This window comes from Bradyrhizobium tropiciagri, assembly GCF_018130545.1.
Classification (GTDB): domain Bacteria; phylum Pseudomonadota; class Alphaproteobacteria; order Rhizobiales; family Xanthobacteraceae; genus Bradyrhizobium; species Bradyrhizobium tropiciagri_A.
This window is the reverse complement of record NZ_JAFCKF010000001.1, coordinates 524,581-540,058: the sequence shown is the minus strand read 5'-3', so window position 1 is coordinate 540,058 and position 15,478 is coordinate 524,581. Positions and strand designations below refer to the sequence as shown.

11 protein-coding genes are annotated in these 15,478 nt (G+C 65.4%); 4 read left to right on the top strand and 7 right to left on the bottom strand.

Features of this window, described 5'->3' with window-relative positions:
- Positions 1–29: 29 nt before the first annotated feature.
- Together JQ616_RS02600 and gltB are read right to left on the bottom strand one after the other, a co-directional pair.
- A complete protein-coding gene (locus tag JQ616_RS02600) occupies positions 30–1,487 on the bottom strand; it encodes a glutamate synthase subunit beta (RefSeq protein WP_212012007.1) in 1,458 nt (485 codons plus the stop codon).
- A gap of 142 nt (positions 1,488–1,629) precedes the next feature.
- Positions 1,630–6,393 carry a glutamate synthase large subunit gene (gene gltB, locus JQ616_RS02595; protein ID WP_212012005.1) on the bottom strand — a complete coding sequence of 1,588 codons (4,764 nt, stop codon included), beginning with the start codon at positions 6,391–6,393 and terminating at the stop codon, positions 1,630–1,632.
- A gap of 487 nt (positions 6,394–6,880) precedes the next feature.
- Between gltB and JQ616_RS02590 the strand changes: the two genes are divergently transcribed.
- Positions 6,881–7,663, top strand: coding sequence for a hypothetical protein (locus tag JQ616_RS02590; RefSeq protein ID WP_212012003.1), 783 nt, complete (start codon positions 6,881–6,883; stop codon positions 7,661–7,663).
- Between the two features lie 95 nt (positions 7,664–7,758).
- Here JQ616_RS02590 and JQ616_RS02585 read toward each other — a convergent pair whose 3' ends face one another.
- Positions 7,759–8,232 (bottom strand): Hsp20 family protein, encoded by a 474-nt coding sequence (locus JQ616_RS02585; RefSeq protein ID WP_212012001.1) that lies wholly within the window; start codon positions 8,230–8,232, stop codon positions 7,759–7,761.
- A 221-nt stretch (positions 8,233–8,453) separates the two neighbouring features.
- On the opposite strand from JQ616_RS02585, the gene JQ616_RS02580 reads away from it, so the two are divergent.
- Positions 8,454–9,401: an alpha/beta fold hydrolase gene (locus tag JQ616_RS02580; RefSeq protein WP_212011999.1), complete on the top strand. Its 948-nt coding sequence runs from the start codon at positions 8,454–8,456 to the stop codon at positions 9,399–9,401.
- A 19-nt stretch (positions 9,402–9,420) separates the two neighbouring features.
- Here the strand turns inward: JQ616_RS02580 and JQ616_RS02575 are convergent, their stop codons facing one another.
- Both JQ616_RS02575 and JQ616_RS02570 read right to left on the bottom strand, forming a co-directional pair.
- Positions 9,421–10,080: a hypothetical protein gene (locus JQ616_RS02575; RefSeq protein WP_212011998.1), complete on the bottom strand. Its 660-nt coding sequence runs from the start codon at positions 10,078–10,080 to the stop codon at positions 9,421–9,423.
- A 60-nt stretch (positions 10,081–10,140) separates the two neighbouring features.
- Positions 10,141–11,940 (bottom strand): adenylate/guanylate cyclase domain-containing protein, encoded by a 1,800-nt coding sequence (locus JQ616_RS02570; RefSeq protein WP_212011997.1) that lies wholly within the window; start codon positions 11,938–11,940, stop codon positions 10,141–10,143.
- Between the two features lie 234 nt (positions 11,941–12,174).
- Between JQ616_RS02570 and JQ616_RS02565 the strand changes: the two genes are divergently transcribed.
- On the top strand, positions 12,175–12,810 hold the full coding sequence (locus JQ616_RS02565) for a LysE family translocator (protein WP_212011996.1): 636 nt from the start codon (positions 12,175–12,177) through the stop codon (positions 12,808–12,810).
- Positions 12,811–12,867: 57 nt separating this feature from the next.
- On the opposite strand, the gene JQ616_RS02560 is transcribed toward JQ616_RS02565, so the two are convergent.
- Positions 12,868–13,620 carry a sulfite exporter TauE/SafE family protein gene (locus JQ616_RS02560; RefSeq protein WP_212011995.1) on the bottom strand — a complete coding sequence of 251 codons (753 nt, stop codon included), beginning with the start codon at positions 13,618–13,620 and terminating at the stop codon, positions 12,868–12,870.
- A gap of 92 nt (positions 13,621–13,712) precedes the next feature.
- Between JQ616_RS02560 and JQ616_RS02555 the strand changes: the two genes are divergently transcribed.
- Positions 13,713–14,606 (top strand): LysR substrate-binding domain-containing protein, encoded by an 894-nt coding sequence (locus tag JQ616_RS02555; RefSeq protein ID WP_212011994.1) that lies wholly within the window; start codon positions 13,713–13,715, stop codon positions 14,604–14,606.
- A 5-nt stretch (positions 14,607–14,611) separates the two neighbouring features.
- Here JQ616_RS02555 and JQ616_RS02550 read toward each other — a convergent pair whose 3' ends face one another.
- Entirely contained in the window at positions 14,612–15,364 is a 753-nt protein-coding gene (locus JQ616_RS02550; RefSeq protein WP_212011993.1) for a hypothetical protein, read from the bottom strand.
- Positions 15,365–15,478 lie beyond the last annotated feature (114 nt).

Below are 15,478 nucleotides of genomic sequence, written 5' to 3'. Positions count from 1 at the left end.
GATCCAGTTCGGCGTGACCGCCGGGGTACTTACCCCGGCAGGTCGGTCTTCCCCATCAGGAACGTATCGATCGAGCGCGCGCACTGGCGGCCTTCGCGGATCGCCCAGACCACGAGCGACTGGCCGCGGCGCATGTCGCCGGCGGAGAAGATCTTTGCGCGGGAGGTCTGGTAGTCGTGCAGCGAGGCGCGGACATTGCCGCGCTGGTCGAGGTCGACGCCCAAGGTCTTGAGTAGGCCCTCGTGCACGGGATGGACGAAGCCCATCGCCAGCAGCACCAGCTCGGCGTCGAGCGTGAACTCGGTGCCGGGCAGCGGCTTGAACTTGTCGTCGACCTTGACGCAATGCAGCTTGCTGACCTTGCCATCCTTGCCTTCGAACTTGGTCGTCAGCACGGCGAATTCGCGCGCCGCGCCTTCGGCCTGGCTCGACGAAGTCCGCATCTTCAGCGGCCAGTTCGGCCAGGTCACGCCCTTGTTCTCGTGCTCGGGCGGCGCCGGCATGATCTCGAGCTGGGTCACCGACTTGGCGCCCTGCCGGAACGAGGTGCCGATGCAGTCCGAACCGGTGTCGCCGCCGCCGATCACGACGACATGCTTGCCGCCGGCGAGGATGTCGACGGCGCCGTTCAGCGATTCACCGGAGACGCGGCGATTCTGCTGCGGCAGGAAGTCCATCGCGAAGTGGATGCCGGAAAGATCGCGGCCCGGGATCGGCAGGTCGCGCGGGGCTTCCGCACCGCCGGTCAGCGCCACCGCGTCGTACTGCTTGGCGAGCTCCTGCGGATCGATCGCGCCGGGGGTGCTTCCGCCGACGGCCTTGCCGTAGTGGAAGGTGACGCCTTCGGCTTCCATCTGCGCCACGCGGCGGTCGATGACGTCCTTCTCCATCTTGAAGTCGGGAATACCGTAGCGCAGCAGGCCGCCGGCCTTGGCGAACTTCTCGTAGACATGCACTTCGTGGCCGGCGCGCGCGAGCTGCTGGGCCGCCGCCATGCCGGCGGGACCGGAGCCGATCACGGCGACCTTCTTGCCGGTCTTCTCGGCCGCAATCTCCGGCTTCAGCCAGCCATTGTCCCAGGCGCGGTCGACGATCGCGCATTCGATGGTCTTGATGGTGACCGGGTTGTCGTCGATGTTCAGCGTGCAGGACGCCTCGCACGGCGCCGGGCAGATCCGGCCGGTGAATTCGGGGAAGTTGTTGGTCGAGTGCAGATTGCGCGAGGCCTCTTCCCAGTTGCCCTGATAGACGAGGTCGTTGAAATCGGGGATCTGGTTGTTGACCGGGCAGCCCGGCGTGCCCGGCACGGTCGAGCCGGTGCCGTGGCAGTAGGGGATGCCGCAATTCATGCAGCGCGCCGCCTGGTCGCGGGTGTCCTTCTCGCTTAGCGGAACGACGAATTCCTTGAAGTTCTTGAGCCGATCGGCGACCGGCTCGTACTTGCGGTCATGCCGCTCGATCTCGAGGAAACCTGTGATCTTGCCCATTTAAACCCGATGCCCCTGCATCATGCGTTCGTGGTGTTGGTCATTCCGGGATGCGCCGTGAGGCGCAGACCCGGACTCTCGAAGGTGCTTGGCGAGACTCCGGGTTCGCGCTTCGCGCGCCCCGGAATGACGCCTGGTGATATTACGCGCCGATCGCGATTTTCGGCTCGGCGTCGGCGTTGGCCTTCATTTCCTTCAGCGCGCGGCGGTACTCCACCGGCATCACTTTGCGGAACTTGGGCAGCCAGGTCTTCCAGTTGGCGAGGATCTCCGCCGCCTTCTTCGAACCGGTCAGCTTGGCGTGACGGGTGATCAGCACATGCAGTCGCTCCACGTCGGAGTCGAGCAGGTTCTGGAACACGTCGACCCGGCCATGCGCCTCGAGATCGCCGGAGTGATGGTAGGTATCGGCGTTGATCATCTCTTCCGACAGCACCGGCTCCAGCTCGACCATCGACAGGTTGCAGAGCTTGTTGAAGTCGCCGGTCTCGTCCAGCACATAGGCGATGCCGCCGGACATGCCGGCCGCGAAGTTGCGCCCGGTCTTGCCGAGCACCACCACGATGCCGCCGGTCATGTATTCGCAGCAATGATCGCCGGCGCCTTCGACGACTGCGACCGCGCCGGAGTTGCGCACCGCGAAGCGCTCACCGGCGATGCCGCGGAAGTAGCACTCGCCCGCGATCGCGCCGTACATCACGGTGTTGCCGACGATGATCGACTCTTCCGGCACGATGCCGGAGATCTTCGGCGGCTTGACGATGATGCAGCCGCCCGAGAGGCCCTTGCCGACATAGTCGTTGCCTTCACCCTCGAGCTCGAAGGTGACGCCCTTGGCGAGCCAGGCGCCGAACGCCTGTCCGGCGGTGCCCTTCAGGCCGACATGGATGGTGTCGAGCGGCAGGCCGGCATGGCCGTAGATCTTGGCCACCGCGCCCGACAGCATCGCGCCGGCGGAACGGTCGGTGTTGTTGATCTCTTCCTCGATCTTGACCGGCGCACCACGATCGAGCGCGGCCTGCGCCTGCGCGATCAGCCTGCGGTCGAGCACGGCATCCAGGTGATGGTCCTGGTTTTCCGAGTGATAGATCGTCTGGCCCTTTTCCTCCTTCTGCCGCACGAACAGCTTGGAGAAGTCGAGGCCCTTGGCCTTCCAGTGCGAGACCAAAGCGGTCTGGTCCAGCATCTGGACCTGGCCGACCATGTCGTCGAACTTCTTGTAGCCGAGCTGCGCCATGATCTCGCGGACTTCCTCGGCGACGAAGAAGAAGTAGTTGATGACGTGCTCGGGCTGGCCGGTGAAGCGCTTGCGCAGCACCGGATCCTGGGTCGCGACGCCGACCGGGCAAGTGTTGAGGTGGCACTTGCGCATCATGATGCAGCCCGCCGCGATCAGCGGCGCGGTGGCGAAGCCGAACTCGTCGGCCCCGAGCAACGCACCGATCACGACGTCACGGCCGGTGCGGAAACCGCCGTCGACCTGCACCGCGATACGGCTGCGCAGCCGCTGGCGCACCAGCGTCTGATGGGTTTCGGCCAGACCGATCTCCCACGGCGAGCCGGCATGCTTGATCGAGGTCAGGGGCGAGGCACCGGTGCCGCCCTCGAAGCCCGCGATGGTCACATGGTCGGCGCGCGCCTTGGCGACGCCGGCGGCAACCGTGCCGACGCCGACCTCGGACACCAGCTTCACCGAGACCTGGCCGTCGGGATTGACGTTCTTCAGGTCGTAGATCAGCTGGGCGAGGTCTTCGATCGAGTAGATGTCGTGATGCGGCGGCGGCGAGATCAGGCCGACGCCCGGCGTCGAGTGCCGCACGCGCGCGATCGTCGCGTCGACCTTGTGGCCGGGCAACTGGCCGCCTTCGCCGGGCTTGGCACCCTGCGCCATCTTGATCTGCATCATGTCGGAGTTGACGAGGTATTCCGTCGTCACGCCGAACCGGCCCGAGGCGACCTGCTTGATCGCCGAGCGCATGCTGTCGCCGTTGGGCAACGGCTTGAAGCGGTCGGATTCCTCGCCGCCTTCGCCGGTGTTCGACTTGCCGCCGATCCGGTTCATCGCGATCGCGAGCGTGGTGTGCGCCTCGCGCGAGATCGAGCCGAACGACATCGCGCCGGTCGAGAACCGCTTGACCAGTTCCTTGGCCGGCTCGACGTCCTCGAGCTTGACCGGCTTGCGCTTGTCGTCCTCGGCGCTCTTGATCCGGAACAGGCCGCGCAGCGTCAACAGACGCTCGGACTGCTCGTTGAGGATCTTGGCGAACGCACGGTAGCGCTCCAGCGAGTTGCCGCGGACGGCATGCTGCAGGGTCGAGACCGATTCCGCGGTCCAGGCATGGTCCTCGCCGCGGGTGCGGTAGGCATACTCGCCGCCGACATCGAGCGCGCTCTTGTAGATCTGGCCCTCACCGAACGCGTCGTTGTGGCGCCGCACGGTCTCCTCGGCGATCTCGCCGAGGCCGACGCCCTCGATGCGAGTGTGGGTGCCGGCGAAATACTTGGCGACGAAATCCGCCTTGAGGCCGACCGCGTCGAAGATCTGCGCGCCGCAATAGGACTGGTAGGTCGAGATGCCCATCTTGGACATCACCTTGAGCAGGCCCTTGCCGATCGACTTGATGTAGCGCTTGACGATCTCGTAGTCGTCGAGCGCGCCGGGAAGCCGGTCCTTCATCGCGAGGATGGTCTCAAACGCGAGATAGGGGTTGATCGCTTCGGCGCCGTAGCCGGCGAGGCACGCGAAGTGATGCACTTCGCGCGGCTCACCGGATTCGACCACCAGGCCGACCGAAGTACGCAGGCCGGTGCGGATCAAATGATGATGCACGGCGGCGCAGGCCAGGAGCGACGGGATCGGGATCCGATCGGTGCCGGTCATGCGGTCCGACAGGATGATGATGTTGATGCCCTCGCGCACCGCGCCCTCGGCGCGCGCGCAGAGCTCGTCGAGCACCTGCTCCATGCCCGCCGCGCCGAAGCCGGCGTGGAAGGTGGTGTCGAGCGTACGCGACTTGAAGTGGGTCTCGGCGACGTCGGAGATCGAGCGGATCTTCTCGAGATCGGCGTCGGTCAGGATCGGCTGCCGCACTTCGAGGCGCTTGGTCGAGGCGACGCCCTGCAGGTCGAACAGGTTCGGCCGCGGCCCGATGATCGAGACCAGGCTCATCACGATTTCCTCGCGGATCGGATCGATCGGCGGGTTCGTCACTTGGGCGAAGTTCTGCTTGAAGTAGGTGAACAGCTGCTTCGGCTTGTCCGACAGCGCCGAGATCGGCGTGTCGTTGCCCATCGAGCCGGCGGCTTCCTCGCCGGTGGACGCCATCGGCGTCATCAGGATGTTGATGTCTTCCTGGCTGTAGCCGAACGCCTGCTGGCGATCCAAGAGCGGCAGGTTGGAGCGCACGCCCTTGGCCGGCGCATCCGGCAGCTCCTCGAGCTGGATCTGGGTGCGATGCAGCCAGTCGCTGTAGGGATGGCTCTTGGCCAGATCAGCCTTGATCTCGTCGTCGGGAATCAGGCGGCCCTGCTCGAGATCGACGAGCAGCATCTTGCCGGGCTGCAGCCGCCACTTGGTGACGATCTGGTCCTCCGGAATCTTCAGCACGCCCATTTCGGACGCCATCACGATGCGGTCGTCCTTGGTGACGAGGTAGCGCGCCGGCCGCAGGCCGTTGCGGTCGAGCGTGGCGCCGATCTTGCGGCCGTCGGTGAAGGCGATCGCGGCGGGGCCGTCCCACGGCTCCATCAGCGCGGCGTGATATTCGTAGAAGGCGCGGCGCTGCTCATCCATCAGCGGATTGCCGGCCCACGCTTCCGGAATCATCATCATCACAGCGTGCGGCAGCGAGTAGCCGCCCTGCACCAGGAATTCGAGCGCGTTGTCGAAGCAGGCGGTGTCGCTCTGGCCTTCATAGGAGATCGGCCACAGGCGGCTGATGTCCTTGCCGTAAGCTTCCGAATGCACCGAGGCCTGCCGCGCCGCCATCCAGTTGACGTTGCCGCGCAGCGTGTTGATTTCGCCGTTGTGGGCGATCATCCGGTAGGGATGCGCCAGCGACCAGGTCGGGAAGGTGTTGGTCGAGAAGCGTTGATGCACCAGCGCCAGCGCGCTGTCGAAGTCGGCTTCATGCAGGTCGGGATAGTACTTGCCGAGCTGGTCGGCGAGGAACATGCCCTTGTAGATCACGGTGCGGCACGACAGCGAGCACGGGTAATAGCCCGCCATGCCGCGGTCGCGACGCTGATAGATCGCCTGCGAGATCGACTTGCGCAGGATGTAGAGCCGGCGCTCGAAATCGTCCTCGGTCTTGGCGGCGCCATTGCGGCCGATGAAGACCTGCATGTGGTAGGGCTCGGTCGGCTTCACGGTGACGCCGAGCGAGGAATTGTCTGACGGCACGTCGCGCCAGCCGAGCAGCTTGAAGCCCTCGTTCTTGATCTCGTCGGCGATGATGCTCTTGATCACGTTGCGCCACGCCGCATCGCGCGGCATGAACAGCGCGCCGATGGCGTATTCGCCGGGCTGCGGCAGCTTGAAGCCGAGCTCTGCGGTCTTGCGCGCGAAGAAGGTGTGCGGGATCTGCACCAGGATGCCGGCGCCGTCACCGGCGCGCGGGTCGGCGCCGACGGCGCCGCGATGCTCGAGGTTGCACAGGATGCTCAGCGCGTCGGAGACGATCTGATGCGACTTCTGGCCCTTGATGTTGGCGATGAAGCCGACGCCGCAGGAATCCTTTTCCAGGCTGAGGTCGTACAGGCCCTCGGCTTCAGGACGCCAGGTGTGCAGTTCGGGGGTGTGCGGCCCAAAAGACGCATCACGCGCGGGTTCGGCGGCTTTCGAGTCCGCGGTCGCCGACAGCGTACCTGCCACGATGATTTCGCGCTCGAATTCCGACCCGCTCATGTGTCCTCTCCCTTTCGTAAGGGGCCTCACCCTATTTGGCGCACCTTGGACGTTGCGGCACCCACCGGGCCACCGCTCGTCCGCCGCGAGCCGCATTTTCCTAAATTCAGACGACGGGCGTTTCAACGTCCCCTGAGGGACGACCCTGCCTGCACCATTCTCGGAGCCCGGGGCGCCGAGACCCTCCTTACGAAGGTTCTCGTTGCAATCCCCATGCCGGGATGGCCTCGAAATTGAGACAGCCTTGCTGTCCTAACCTCGACCTTGCCAAATTTTTGTCTATCACACAAGCGCGAGGAAGTCCCCGCTTGCATGCTCGGATCGGAGGGCTCGGCAGCCACCTGGCGCCCCCGATTCGAAGCAAACACGCCGTGATCTGGCCCAAGCAGCGACCAAGGACCGCCGAATTTCAAACCGAAATTTTGCTCCCGGGCAAGCCGGCAAGAGAGCGGAAACGCTCCGGGCGGGGCAGACAGGAGTTACGGCGATGAAGTTGTTCACAGGTTCGGTTGCAGCCGCCGCCCTCGCGCTCAGCGCAGCCTCGGCTCAGGCCCAGCTGGCGACATCCGCCCGGATCGGCAGCCCGTTGCTGGTCAGGGTCTCCGACATGGGCGAGCCCTACGCCGCCATGCCTGAAGTTCCGCCGCCGCCGCGCTATGGCCGGGTCCCGAGCCTGCTGCCGCCGGTCGAGGTCTACACCGTGCTGCGCGAGAACGGCTATCTGCCGCTCGGTGCGCCCCAGCAGCGGGGCTTCGTCTACACCATCTCGGTGATCGACCAGGGCGGCGATGACGGCCGGCTGGTGATCGACGCCCGCGACGGGCACATCATCCGCTTCACCCCGGCCTATCGGCTCGGCGACAATTACGAGGAGGAGATGAGCGCGACCTACGGCCCGGTCGGCCCGATGCCGCGGCCGATCCAGGCGAGGGTGCCGCGGCCACCGCTCCCGATCCCCCATGTCGCGAGCCGCGTGCCGGTGCCAAAGCGGAGCCCGCTCTCGGCCAAGGCCCAGGCTCCCGCGCCAGCCGCCCAGGCCGCCGTCCCGCAGACCGCCGCGCCGCAGCCGGCGCCCGCCGAGGCAGCCGCACCCGCGCCGGCCGAGCAGGCGGCGGCACCATCGAAGCCGGCCGAGACCCAGGCGGCGGCGCAGCAGGCCGCCCCGCGGGCCGAGGTCCCGACCGTCGGTCAGGCAGCTGCATCCCCGGCAGCGCCCCCGCCCGCGATCCTGCCGACCCAGGAAATGCCGAAGGTGCAGGGGTTGGAGTAAGGGGTTGGAATAGCGCTTAACCGGCAACAAAAACGCCCCGGTTTCCCGGGGCGTTTTCGCGTGCAGCCAATATCTGCTGACGCGGGAGGTGTTGCTTAGGCGGCGGCCTTGGCCGAGCCGTCGACGACCTGCGGGGCCTTCTCGCCGCTGCCGATCGGAATGCTGCGGGGCTTCTTGGCCTCGGGAATCTCGCGAACCAGATCGACATGGAGCAGGCCGTTCTCGAGCGAGGCGTTCTTCACCTGCACGAAGTCGGCAAGCTGGAAGACGCGCTCGAAGGCGCGGGAGGCGATGCCGCGATAGAGCACTTCGGAGGCGTTGCCGGAGTTTTCGTTGGCGGTTTTCTCGCCCTTGATCGTCAGCGTGTTCTCCTTCGCGACGATCGAAAGCTCGGCCTGCGAGAAGCCTGAGACCGCAACGCTGATCCGGTAAGCATTCTCGCCGGTGCGCTCGATGTTGTAGGGGGGATAGCCGGGGCTGCCGTCCGAGGTCACCTGATCGAGCAGGTTGAAGAGGCGGTCGAAGCCGACGGTGGAACGATAGAACGGAGTGAGGTCGTAGCTACGCATAGAATTAGTCCTCCAGTGAGCGACTGTTTCAATTACCCGCCCGCCATCGGGCCGGGCTTAGATGTGTGCAGCCTGATGTTTCGGGTCCGAAACACTGGTAGCGGCCTGCACTCCGGTGATATGGGAGGGGTCACGTCGCGTTCAAGAGGCGGAAACCGCGTCGCATTTTTTGGCGCCGGCGTCCTTGATCTCCACCCTGTCTCAGCACTCCGGTCTCCTGCATGACGCTCGTCTCGATCCCCGCCAACCCGGTTCCGGACGACGTTGTCAGTGGCACCATCAAGACACCTGATGGAGCCGAGCTGCGCTTTGCGCGCTGGGCGCCGCCGCCCGGTCGCAAGGGCACGGTCTGCGTGTTCGCCGGGCGCGGCGAGATGATCGAGAAGTATTTCGAGACGGTGCGTGACCTGCGCGACCGCGGCTTTGCGGTGGCGATGATCGACTGGCGCGGGCAGGGCCACTCGTCGCGGCGGCTGCGCGATCCGCGCAAGGGTTATGTGCGCGACTTCGCCGACTACGAGGTCGACGTCGAGACCTTCGTGCAGCAGGTGGTGCTGCCGGATTGCCCGCCGCCCTATTTCGCGCTGGCGCATTCGATGGGCGGCGCGGTGATGCTGCGCGTGGCGCATGCCGGCAAGCGCTGGTTCGACCGCATGGTGCTGTCGGCGCCGATGATCGACTTGCCGCGCGGCCGCGTGTCGTTGTTGCCGAGTACGCTGCTCAGGCTTATGCGGTTGGCCGGGCAGGGCGGCCGCTACGTGCCGGGCGGCAACGATGAACTGGTCGGCCTCGCGCCGTTCATCGGCAATCCCGTGACCAGCGATCCGGTGCGCCACGCCCGCAACGCCGCGATCCTGGAAGAGGATCCGACGCTCGGCATCGCGGCGCCGACGATCGCCTGGGCCGACACCGCATTCACCGCGATGCGCACCTTCCGCGGCATGTCCTATCCGTCGGAAATCCGCCAGCCGATCCTGATGCTGGCTGCGAGCAACGACGAGGTGGTGTCGACGGCGGCGATCGAGGAGTTCGCCTATCATCTGCGCGCCGGCTCGCATCTCGTGATTGCCGGCGCCAAACACGAGATCCTGCAAGAGCAGGATCGCTACCGCGGGCAATTCTGGGCGGCGTTCGACGCCTTCGTGCCGGGCACACCGCTGTTCAAGTGAAGCAGTTGCTTACGACGGCTCAGCCGTTGAGCAGGGCGACGATCCGGTCGGGAAAGCGCTTCTCCACGAACAGGGTCCTGACCTCGGCCACGCTGAGATAGCGGTCGTTGCCTTCGCCCTTGCCCATGATGTCGAGCAGCACCGGCCACTCGCCGAGCATCAAGAGCGGATAGTAGCAGCGCAGGATGCCGTAGGACGGCGGATGCTCATCCTTGGCGCGCTGGAAGTTCGCCGCCATGAAGGTCTTGATCTCGGCGGCCGACAATCCACGCTCGACGCTGCCGTCGGGTGACTTGTAATCGCTGCCGAAGGTCGCGAGCCGCGCGATCTCGTCCTCATGCACCACCGCGTGCTGGTCGAGGATGCGCGACCCGGCGCCGTGCTTGTCGAGCGGGCCGTTGCGCAACTCGTCGAGGATGGCGCCCTGCAACAGGCTGCGCATCTGGCTGAACGGGCCGATGCCATTGGCCATCTGCGCGACCATGAAGATCTTGGCGCCGGCACTGAGCGCCGGAAGGCCGGTCTTGCCGGTGGCGCGGTCGATGGTTTCGGTCAGCTTCGGCAGCGGCACGAGATGGCCGCCGACATAGTTGCCGGCGACCAGCGCGCGCAGGAACGGGCAGGGATTGTCAGGGGAAACTTGCGGGGCGGGTGCCGCGCTTGCAGCTGGATCGGACATCAAACCACATCCTGAAAAGCTTCAGCTTAAAAAGCATCCATTACCGGTGAATGAACTCGCTCAGGAGTCGACGGCGAATTTCGATCCGGATGCAACCAGAACGAGTTTGCCGAAGGGGATGCCGGCTTTCAAGAGGCCGTCGCGATAAAGCGCGATATCGTCCGGGTTCTTCCAGTGGAAATTGCGCAGATGGCGTTTGACGGTCAGGTCGGGATAGTTGGCGAGCAGCGCCTCCGCGGCCTGGCCGGCTTCGTCCTTACGTCCGAGCTGGGCAAGCGCTGCGGCGCGCACCGCAAGGCATTGCAGATGGTTCGGGTTGAGATAGAGCCCCTCGCGCGACCACGACAGCGAGGCGTCATATTGCCCGAGCAGGTAATGGCTGAACGCGTTCAGCGCCGCCCACTGGTAGCGCGGGTCGCTGTTGCCGCGCTGGACCGCCGTCGAGAACAGATCGACCGCCTTGCGGTGGTCGCCGATCACCATGTGGCAAATGCCGAGCACGCCGCGCGCACCCATGTCGTAGGGGTTGAGCTCGATCGCCCGCTTGATCGCGTCCATCGCGGCTTCGTAGTGGCCCTGCATCGCGTGCAGATAGGCCAGCAGCGAAAACGCGAATGAGGAGCGCGGGTCGAGCCGGACGCTGCTCTCGGCCAGGCTGACCGACGAGGCCCATAATTCGCGCGTGCTCGGAATCCAGCCGAACTGGACGCTCTGGATCTGGATCAGCGCCAGATAGGCGCGCGCGATCGACAGCGCGGGATCGAGCTGGATCGCCTCTTTGAACAGCGCGATCGCGGTTTCGCAATCGTCCTTGGTCTGGTGGTAGTAGTGCGACAAACCCTTCAGGAAGCGATCCCATGCCGTGATTTCGGCGTTGGGCGAGCGCGCCGGTGCCGAAGCCTCGGCGCGGTAGATCTCCTGGGCAACAGCTGCAGAGAGATTGGCGGTGATCTCGTCCTGCATCGCGAACAGATCACCCATGTCGCGATCGTAGCGGCCGGTCCACAACTGCTCGCCCTTCTCGGGCGCGATCAGTTCGGCGGAGACGCGGATCTTGTTGCCGGCGCGACGCACCGAACCCTGGATCAGATAGGTGGCGTCGATCTCGCGTGCGATCAGGCGGGTCGAGACGTTCTTGCCCTTGTAGGCGAAGGTCGAGTTGCGGCTCAGCACCCGATAGAAGGATTGCAGCGACAGCGCGTGGATCAGATCCTCGGTCAGGCCGTCCGAGAAATATTCGTCGGCGCCGCCGCTGAGATTGTCGAACGGCAGTACGCCGACGATCGCGGTCCGGTATTGGCCCGGCAGATGCGGGCCGTCGTCCGGGGTCTTTTCCTGCAGATCGGATCCGGCCGGCGCCCAGGTCCAGACATGGATCGGTTCGGCGATGTTCTTGAAGCGGTGCGGGCCGGCATCCACCAGGATGACGGCAAGCCGCCGCCCCGATTCGGTGCGGGCCTTGTCCGAAACTGCGATACCGCCGGGCTTTGCAACCGTCTCGAGACGGACGGCGATGTTGACGTCGTCGCCGAAGACCTCGTCCTCGTCGGCCATGACGTCGCCCATGTGGACGCCCATCCGGAAGTGCATGGCGCGGTCGGCCGGCAGATGCTCGTTGCGCTCGGCCATCAGCGTTTGCATCGCGACGGCGGCCTCGATCGCGCCGATGATGCTCGGAAATTCCAGCAGGAAGCCGTCGCCGGTGTTTTTGACGATCCGGCCGCCATGGTTGAGGATGATCGGGTAGATCGCGCTGCGATGCGCCTTGAACGAGGCATGCGTCCCCGCCTCGTCGGCACCCATCATGCGGGAATAGCCGGCGATGTCGGCGCAAAGAATGGCAGCGAGCCGTCTTTCCATGTCTCCTGTGTCCTGGAATGGCCACTTAGCCGAGGTGACCGAATCCGATACTTACAAGACAGGCCGGGCCCGGCGGAAGCTCGGTTTACGGGCACCTATAATGCATAGTAGCAGGAATTGGCATGCGACCAACGGATCGTACCACCGTTTCTCTACTGAATTCGTGTGTCGCCGGGACAGTGCAGAAGGCCGATCGCCCTTTCCGGACCGCTACTTACATAGGTTAACGCAGGCATGCTGGGAATTCACGAACTCTGGCTCTTCGTCCTGTCCGGGCTGCTGCTCAACATCACGCCGGGTCCGGATACCGCCTATATCATTGGGCGCACGATTCAACTCGGGTGGCGGGGCGGCGCGGCTGCCGCGATCGGTATCAGTTGCGGCTGCCTGGTCCACGTGCTGGGCGCGGCGATCGGGCTCTCGGCGCTGCTGATGGCGTCGTCGACCGCGTTCCTGGCGGTCAAGCTGATCGGGGCGGCCTATCTGGTCCTGACCGGCCTGCAGATGCTGCTGTCGCGCGCCAAGCCGATCGCTGACATCACCGGGCAGGGCGGCGAGACCTCGATCTCGCGGGTGTTCTGGCAGGGGGCGCTGACCAACATCCTCAACCCCAAGGTCGCGCTGTTCTTCCTGGCGTTCCTGCCGCAATTCGTGGCGGCGGACTCAGCCCACAAGACGCTCGCCTTCCTGGTGCTCGGGCTGATCTTCATCACCGGCGGCACGCTGTGGTGCTTCGGTCTCGCGGCCTTTGCGGCGAGGGCCGCCGGCCGCATCCGGCAGTCGGCCGGCGTAATCGCGTGGATCAACCGTTCGCTCGGCGCGCTCTTCATCTATCTCGGCATTCGCGTCGCCATGCTGGAGGCGCGCTAGCCATCACTGGCGCATGGCCTCTTCGGAAAACCGCTTCACACTTCTCCGGATCATGCTTTAGCCGTGGATCTTGAGCAGCGCGCTGCCGGCGAGATAGATGCCGAGCAGGATCATCGAGATCAGGAACCAGCGCCGGAACACCTCAGGCTGCATCCGCGTGCGGACCGCCTGGCCGATGAACATGCCGATGAACGACGCCGCCATCGCGACCGCACCCGGTAGCGCGGTGGCCGCCGTCAGCAGGCCCGAGGCCGTGAGGTTGAAGGCGAGTGCGATCGTTGCGGTGGTGAAGAAGACGCCAAGCGCCTGCACCAGCTCGTCCCTCTCCATGCCGATCGCCTGCATGAACGGCATCGAGGGGATGACCTGTACGCCGGTCGCCGCCGAGATCAGCCCGGTGACGACGCCGACGATGCCGCCGATCCATTTCTCGTCGCGCCGCCTGACCTTGAAGTTGAACCTGCTGAGGCCAACGATCGCGTAGATCACCAGCAGCACGCCGAGCACCACGGTGCCGTAGGCCGCGTAAGGCCCGGTCAACAGCCCGGCATTGATCCAGATGCCGACGACGGTGCCGAGCATCAGCGGCCACAGCCGTTTGAGGATGTCGCGCAGATAGGGGCCGACGAAGGTCTGCCAGATATTGGTGACGATCGCCGGCACGATCGCGATCGCGATCGCCTGTCCCGGCGCCATCGTGGTTGCCAACAGTCCCATCGCGACCGTCGGCAGACCGAGACCGAGTGTGCCCTTGACGAAACCGGCGAGCAGAAAGGCGAAGGCGATGAAGATCAGGAGATGGTCGACCATGGCTGCACATTGACCGATCGGCGCGATCGGCACAATCTGGAGGTTACGGAGTTAGCCTTCGGGCAGCCCGAAGGTGTGGGGCGGGAAATGCCATGCGGTTCGACTTGATCGACTTGCAATTGTTCATCGCGGTGTCCGATGCGCACAGCATCACCCAGGGTGCGGTGCGTGCGAACATGGCGCTGGCCTCGGCCAGCGAGCGGATCAAGGGTCTCGAGGAGGCGCTCGGCGTCGCGCTGCTCAAGCGTGGCCGCCGCGGCGTCGAATTGACCGCTGCGGGCGAGAGCCTGCTCGGCCACGCCCGTATCGTGATCCACAATGTCGAGGCGCTGCAGAGCGACCTTGCCGCCTATGCCAGCGGCGTCCGCGCCAATGTGCTGCTGCTCGCCAACACTTCGGGCCTGTCGGAGCATCTGCCGCGGGCGCTCGCGGCGTTCCTGCACGAGCATCCCGATATCAGCGTCGATGTCGAGGAGCGCGAGAGCACCGATATCGCGACCGCGATCGCCAGCGGCGCCGCCGATCTCGGCTTTGCCGCCGAGCACGCGCTGCCCGATAGCGTCGAACGCTTCCTGTTCAGCGAGGATCGTCTGATGCTGGTGGCGTCGCGGCGCAGCGATCTCGGCAGCCGCCGCCAGATCGATTTCCAGGAAGTGGTCGGGCGCGATTTCGTCGGGCTGACGGCGACCTCGGCGCTGCAGGTGCATATTTCCCGGCATGCGGCCAAGCTCGGCGCGCGGCTGCGTTTCCGCGCCCGCCTGCGCGGCTTCGACGCCATTTGCCAGATGGTCGCCGCCGATGTCGGCATCGCGGTGATCCCGGAAACCGCGGCGCGGCGCTGCGCGGCTTCGATGCCGATCACGACGATCCGGATCCGCGATGGCTGGGCCAACCGCCGGTTGACGATCTGCGCGCGCAGCTTCAAGGCGCTGCCGCGCGCCGCCAAGCAGCTCGTGGAATATTTGCGGGCCGAAGCGCAGCGCTGAGAATCTTACGAGGCTTCCTGCGCGATGCGGCGCTCGTCGCGGTTTTGCCGCACCGTGTTGGCCTTGAGGATCAGGCTACCCGGATGCGGATCGCCGTAATGGAGCAGCATTGTCGCCCGGACCATGTCGTTGGCGACCGGGAAATTGGCATGATAGGTCCGGTAGCCCCAGAACAGGTAGAGGTTGCCGGGCTTCAGATATTTGATGTTCGGCAGGTGGCCCGCCGCCAGCTCGCGCGTGACGCGATTGCGGTACCAATTGCTCTGCGTGATCGCCTTCTCGACGATGTTGAAGAGGGTGAACCGGCGATAGCCACGGCGGTTCGGAAACACGATCAGCTCGCCGGCGCGCCGCTTCGGCCCTTCCGGGATCAGGATAGGCGCCAGCGCCGTGATCACATGCTTGTCGTAGTGGTAGAGCAGCGATCGCTCGTCGCCCGTGCGACCGGCGACGACGCGCAGGCCGGTATAGATTTCCTCGTCCAGCTTCGCCTTCGGGCAGCCGATTTGCGCGAGCCTCGTGAGGAGCCGGCGCATCTGTGGATCGCTGGTCAGTTCCTGCGGCGGCGTGCCCTCGTTGCGCGACAGCCAGTTCAGCGCGAAATAGCGCTTGCCCTTTTGCTCGACCAGGTCGTGGACGTAGCCCTGCGCGCGATCGATCCAGGCCGGATCGATCGCATTCTCGATGCAGACGAAGCCCTTCTGGTCAAGCTCCGCGGCTAGCGCCGTGGGATCGAGCCGATCGGTCAGCAGCGCCATCATGAACTCCAAACGGAAGTGCTACGGAAATGCTCTTGGCCACCCCCGGCCGCGAAAGGGAAGCTAGGCGGCATTCCTGACACATCGGTTAAATCGATGTGCACGATTCGCGGG

Bases quoted from the DNA above. Each gene is read 5' to 3' on its own strand.
- JQ616_RS02585 (WP_212012001.1), bottom strand. From the start codon at position 8,232: ATGCGTAGCTACGACCTCACTCCGTTCTATCGTTCCACCGTCGGCTTC.
- JQ616_RS02550 (WP_212011993.1), bottom strand. From the start codon at position 15,364: ATGGCGCTGCTGACCGATCGGCTCGATCCCACGGCGCTAGCCGCGGAG.
- JQ616_RS02590 (WP_212012003.1), top strand. From the start codon at position 6,881: ATGAAGTTGTTCACAGGTTCGGTTGCAGCCGCCGCCCTCGCGCTCAGC.
- JQ616_RS02560 (WP_212011995.1), bottom strand. From the start codon at position 13,620: ATGGTCGACCATCTCCTGATCTTCATCGCCTTCGCCTTTCTGCTCGCC.
- JQ616_RS02570 (WP_212011997.1), bottom strand. From the start codon at position 11,940: ATGGAAAGACGGCTCGCTGCCATTCTTTGCGCCGACATCGCCGGCTAT.
- JQ616_RS02555 (WP_212011994.1), top strand. From the start codon at position 13,713: ATGCGGTTCGACTTGATCGACTTGCAATTGTTCATCGCGGTGTCCGAT.
- JQ616_RS02575 (WP_212011998.1), bottom strand. From the start codon at position 10,080: ATGTCCGATCCAGCTGCAAGCGCGGCACCCGCCCCGCAAGTTTCCCCT.
- JQ616_RS02565 (WP_212011996.1), top strand. From the start codon at position 12,175: ATGCTGGGAATTCACGAACTCTGGCTCTTCGTCCTGTCCGGGCTGCTG.
- gltB (WP_212012005.1), bottom strand. From the start codon at position 6,393: ATGAGCGGGTCGGAATTCGAGCGCGAAATCATCGTGGCAGGTACGCTG.
- JQ616_RS02580 (WP_212011999.1), top strand. From the start codon at position 8,454: ATGACGCTCGTCTCGATCCCCGCCAACCCGGTTCCGGACGACGTTGTC.
- JQ616_RS02600 (WP_212012007.1), bottom strand. From the start codon at position 1,487: ATGGGCAAGATCACAGGTTTCCTCGAGATCGAGCGGCATGACCGCAAG.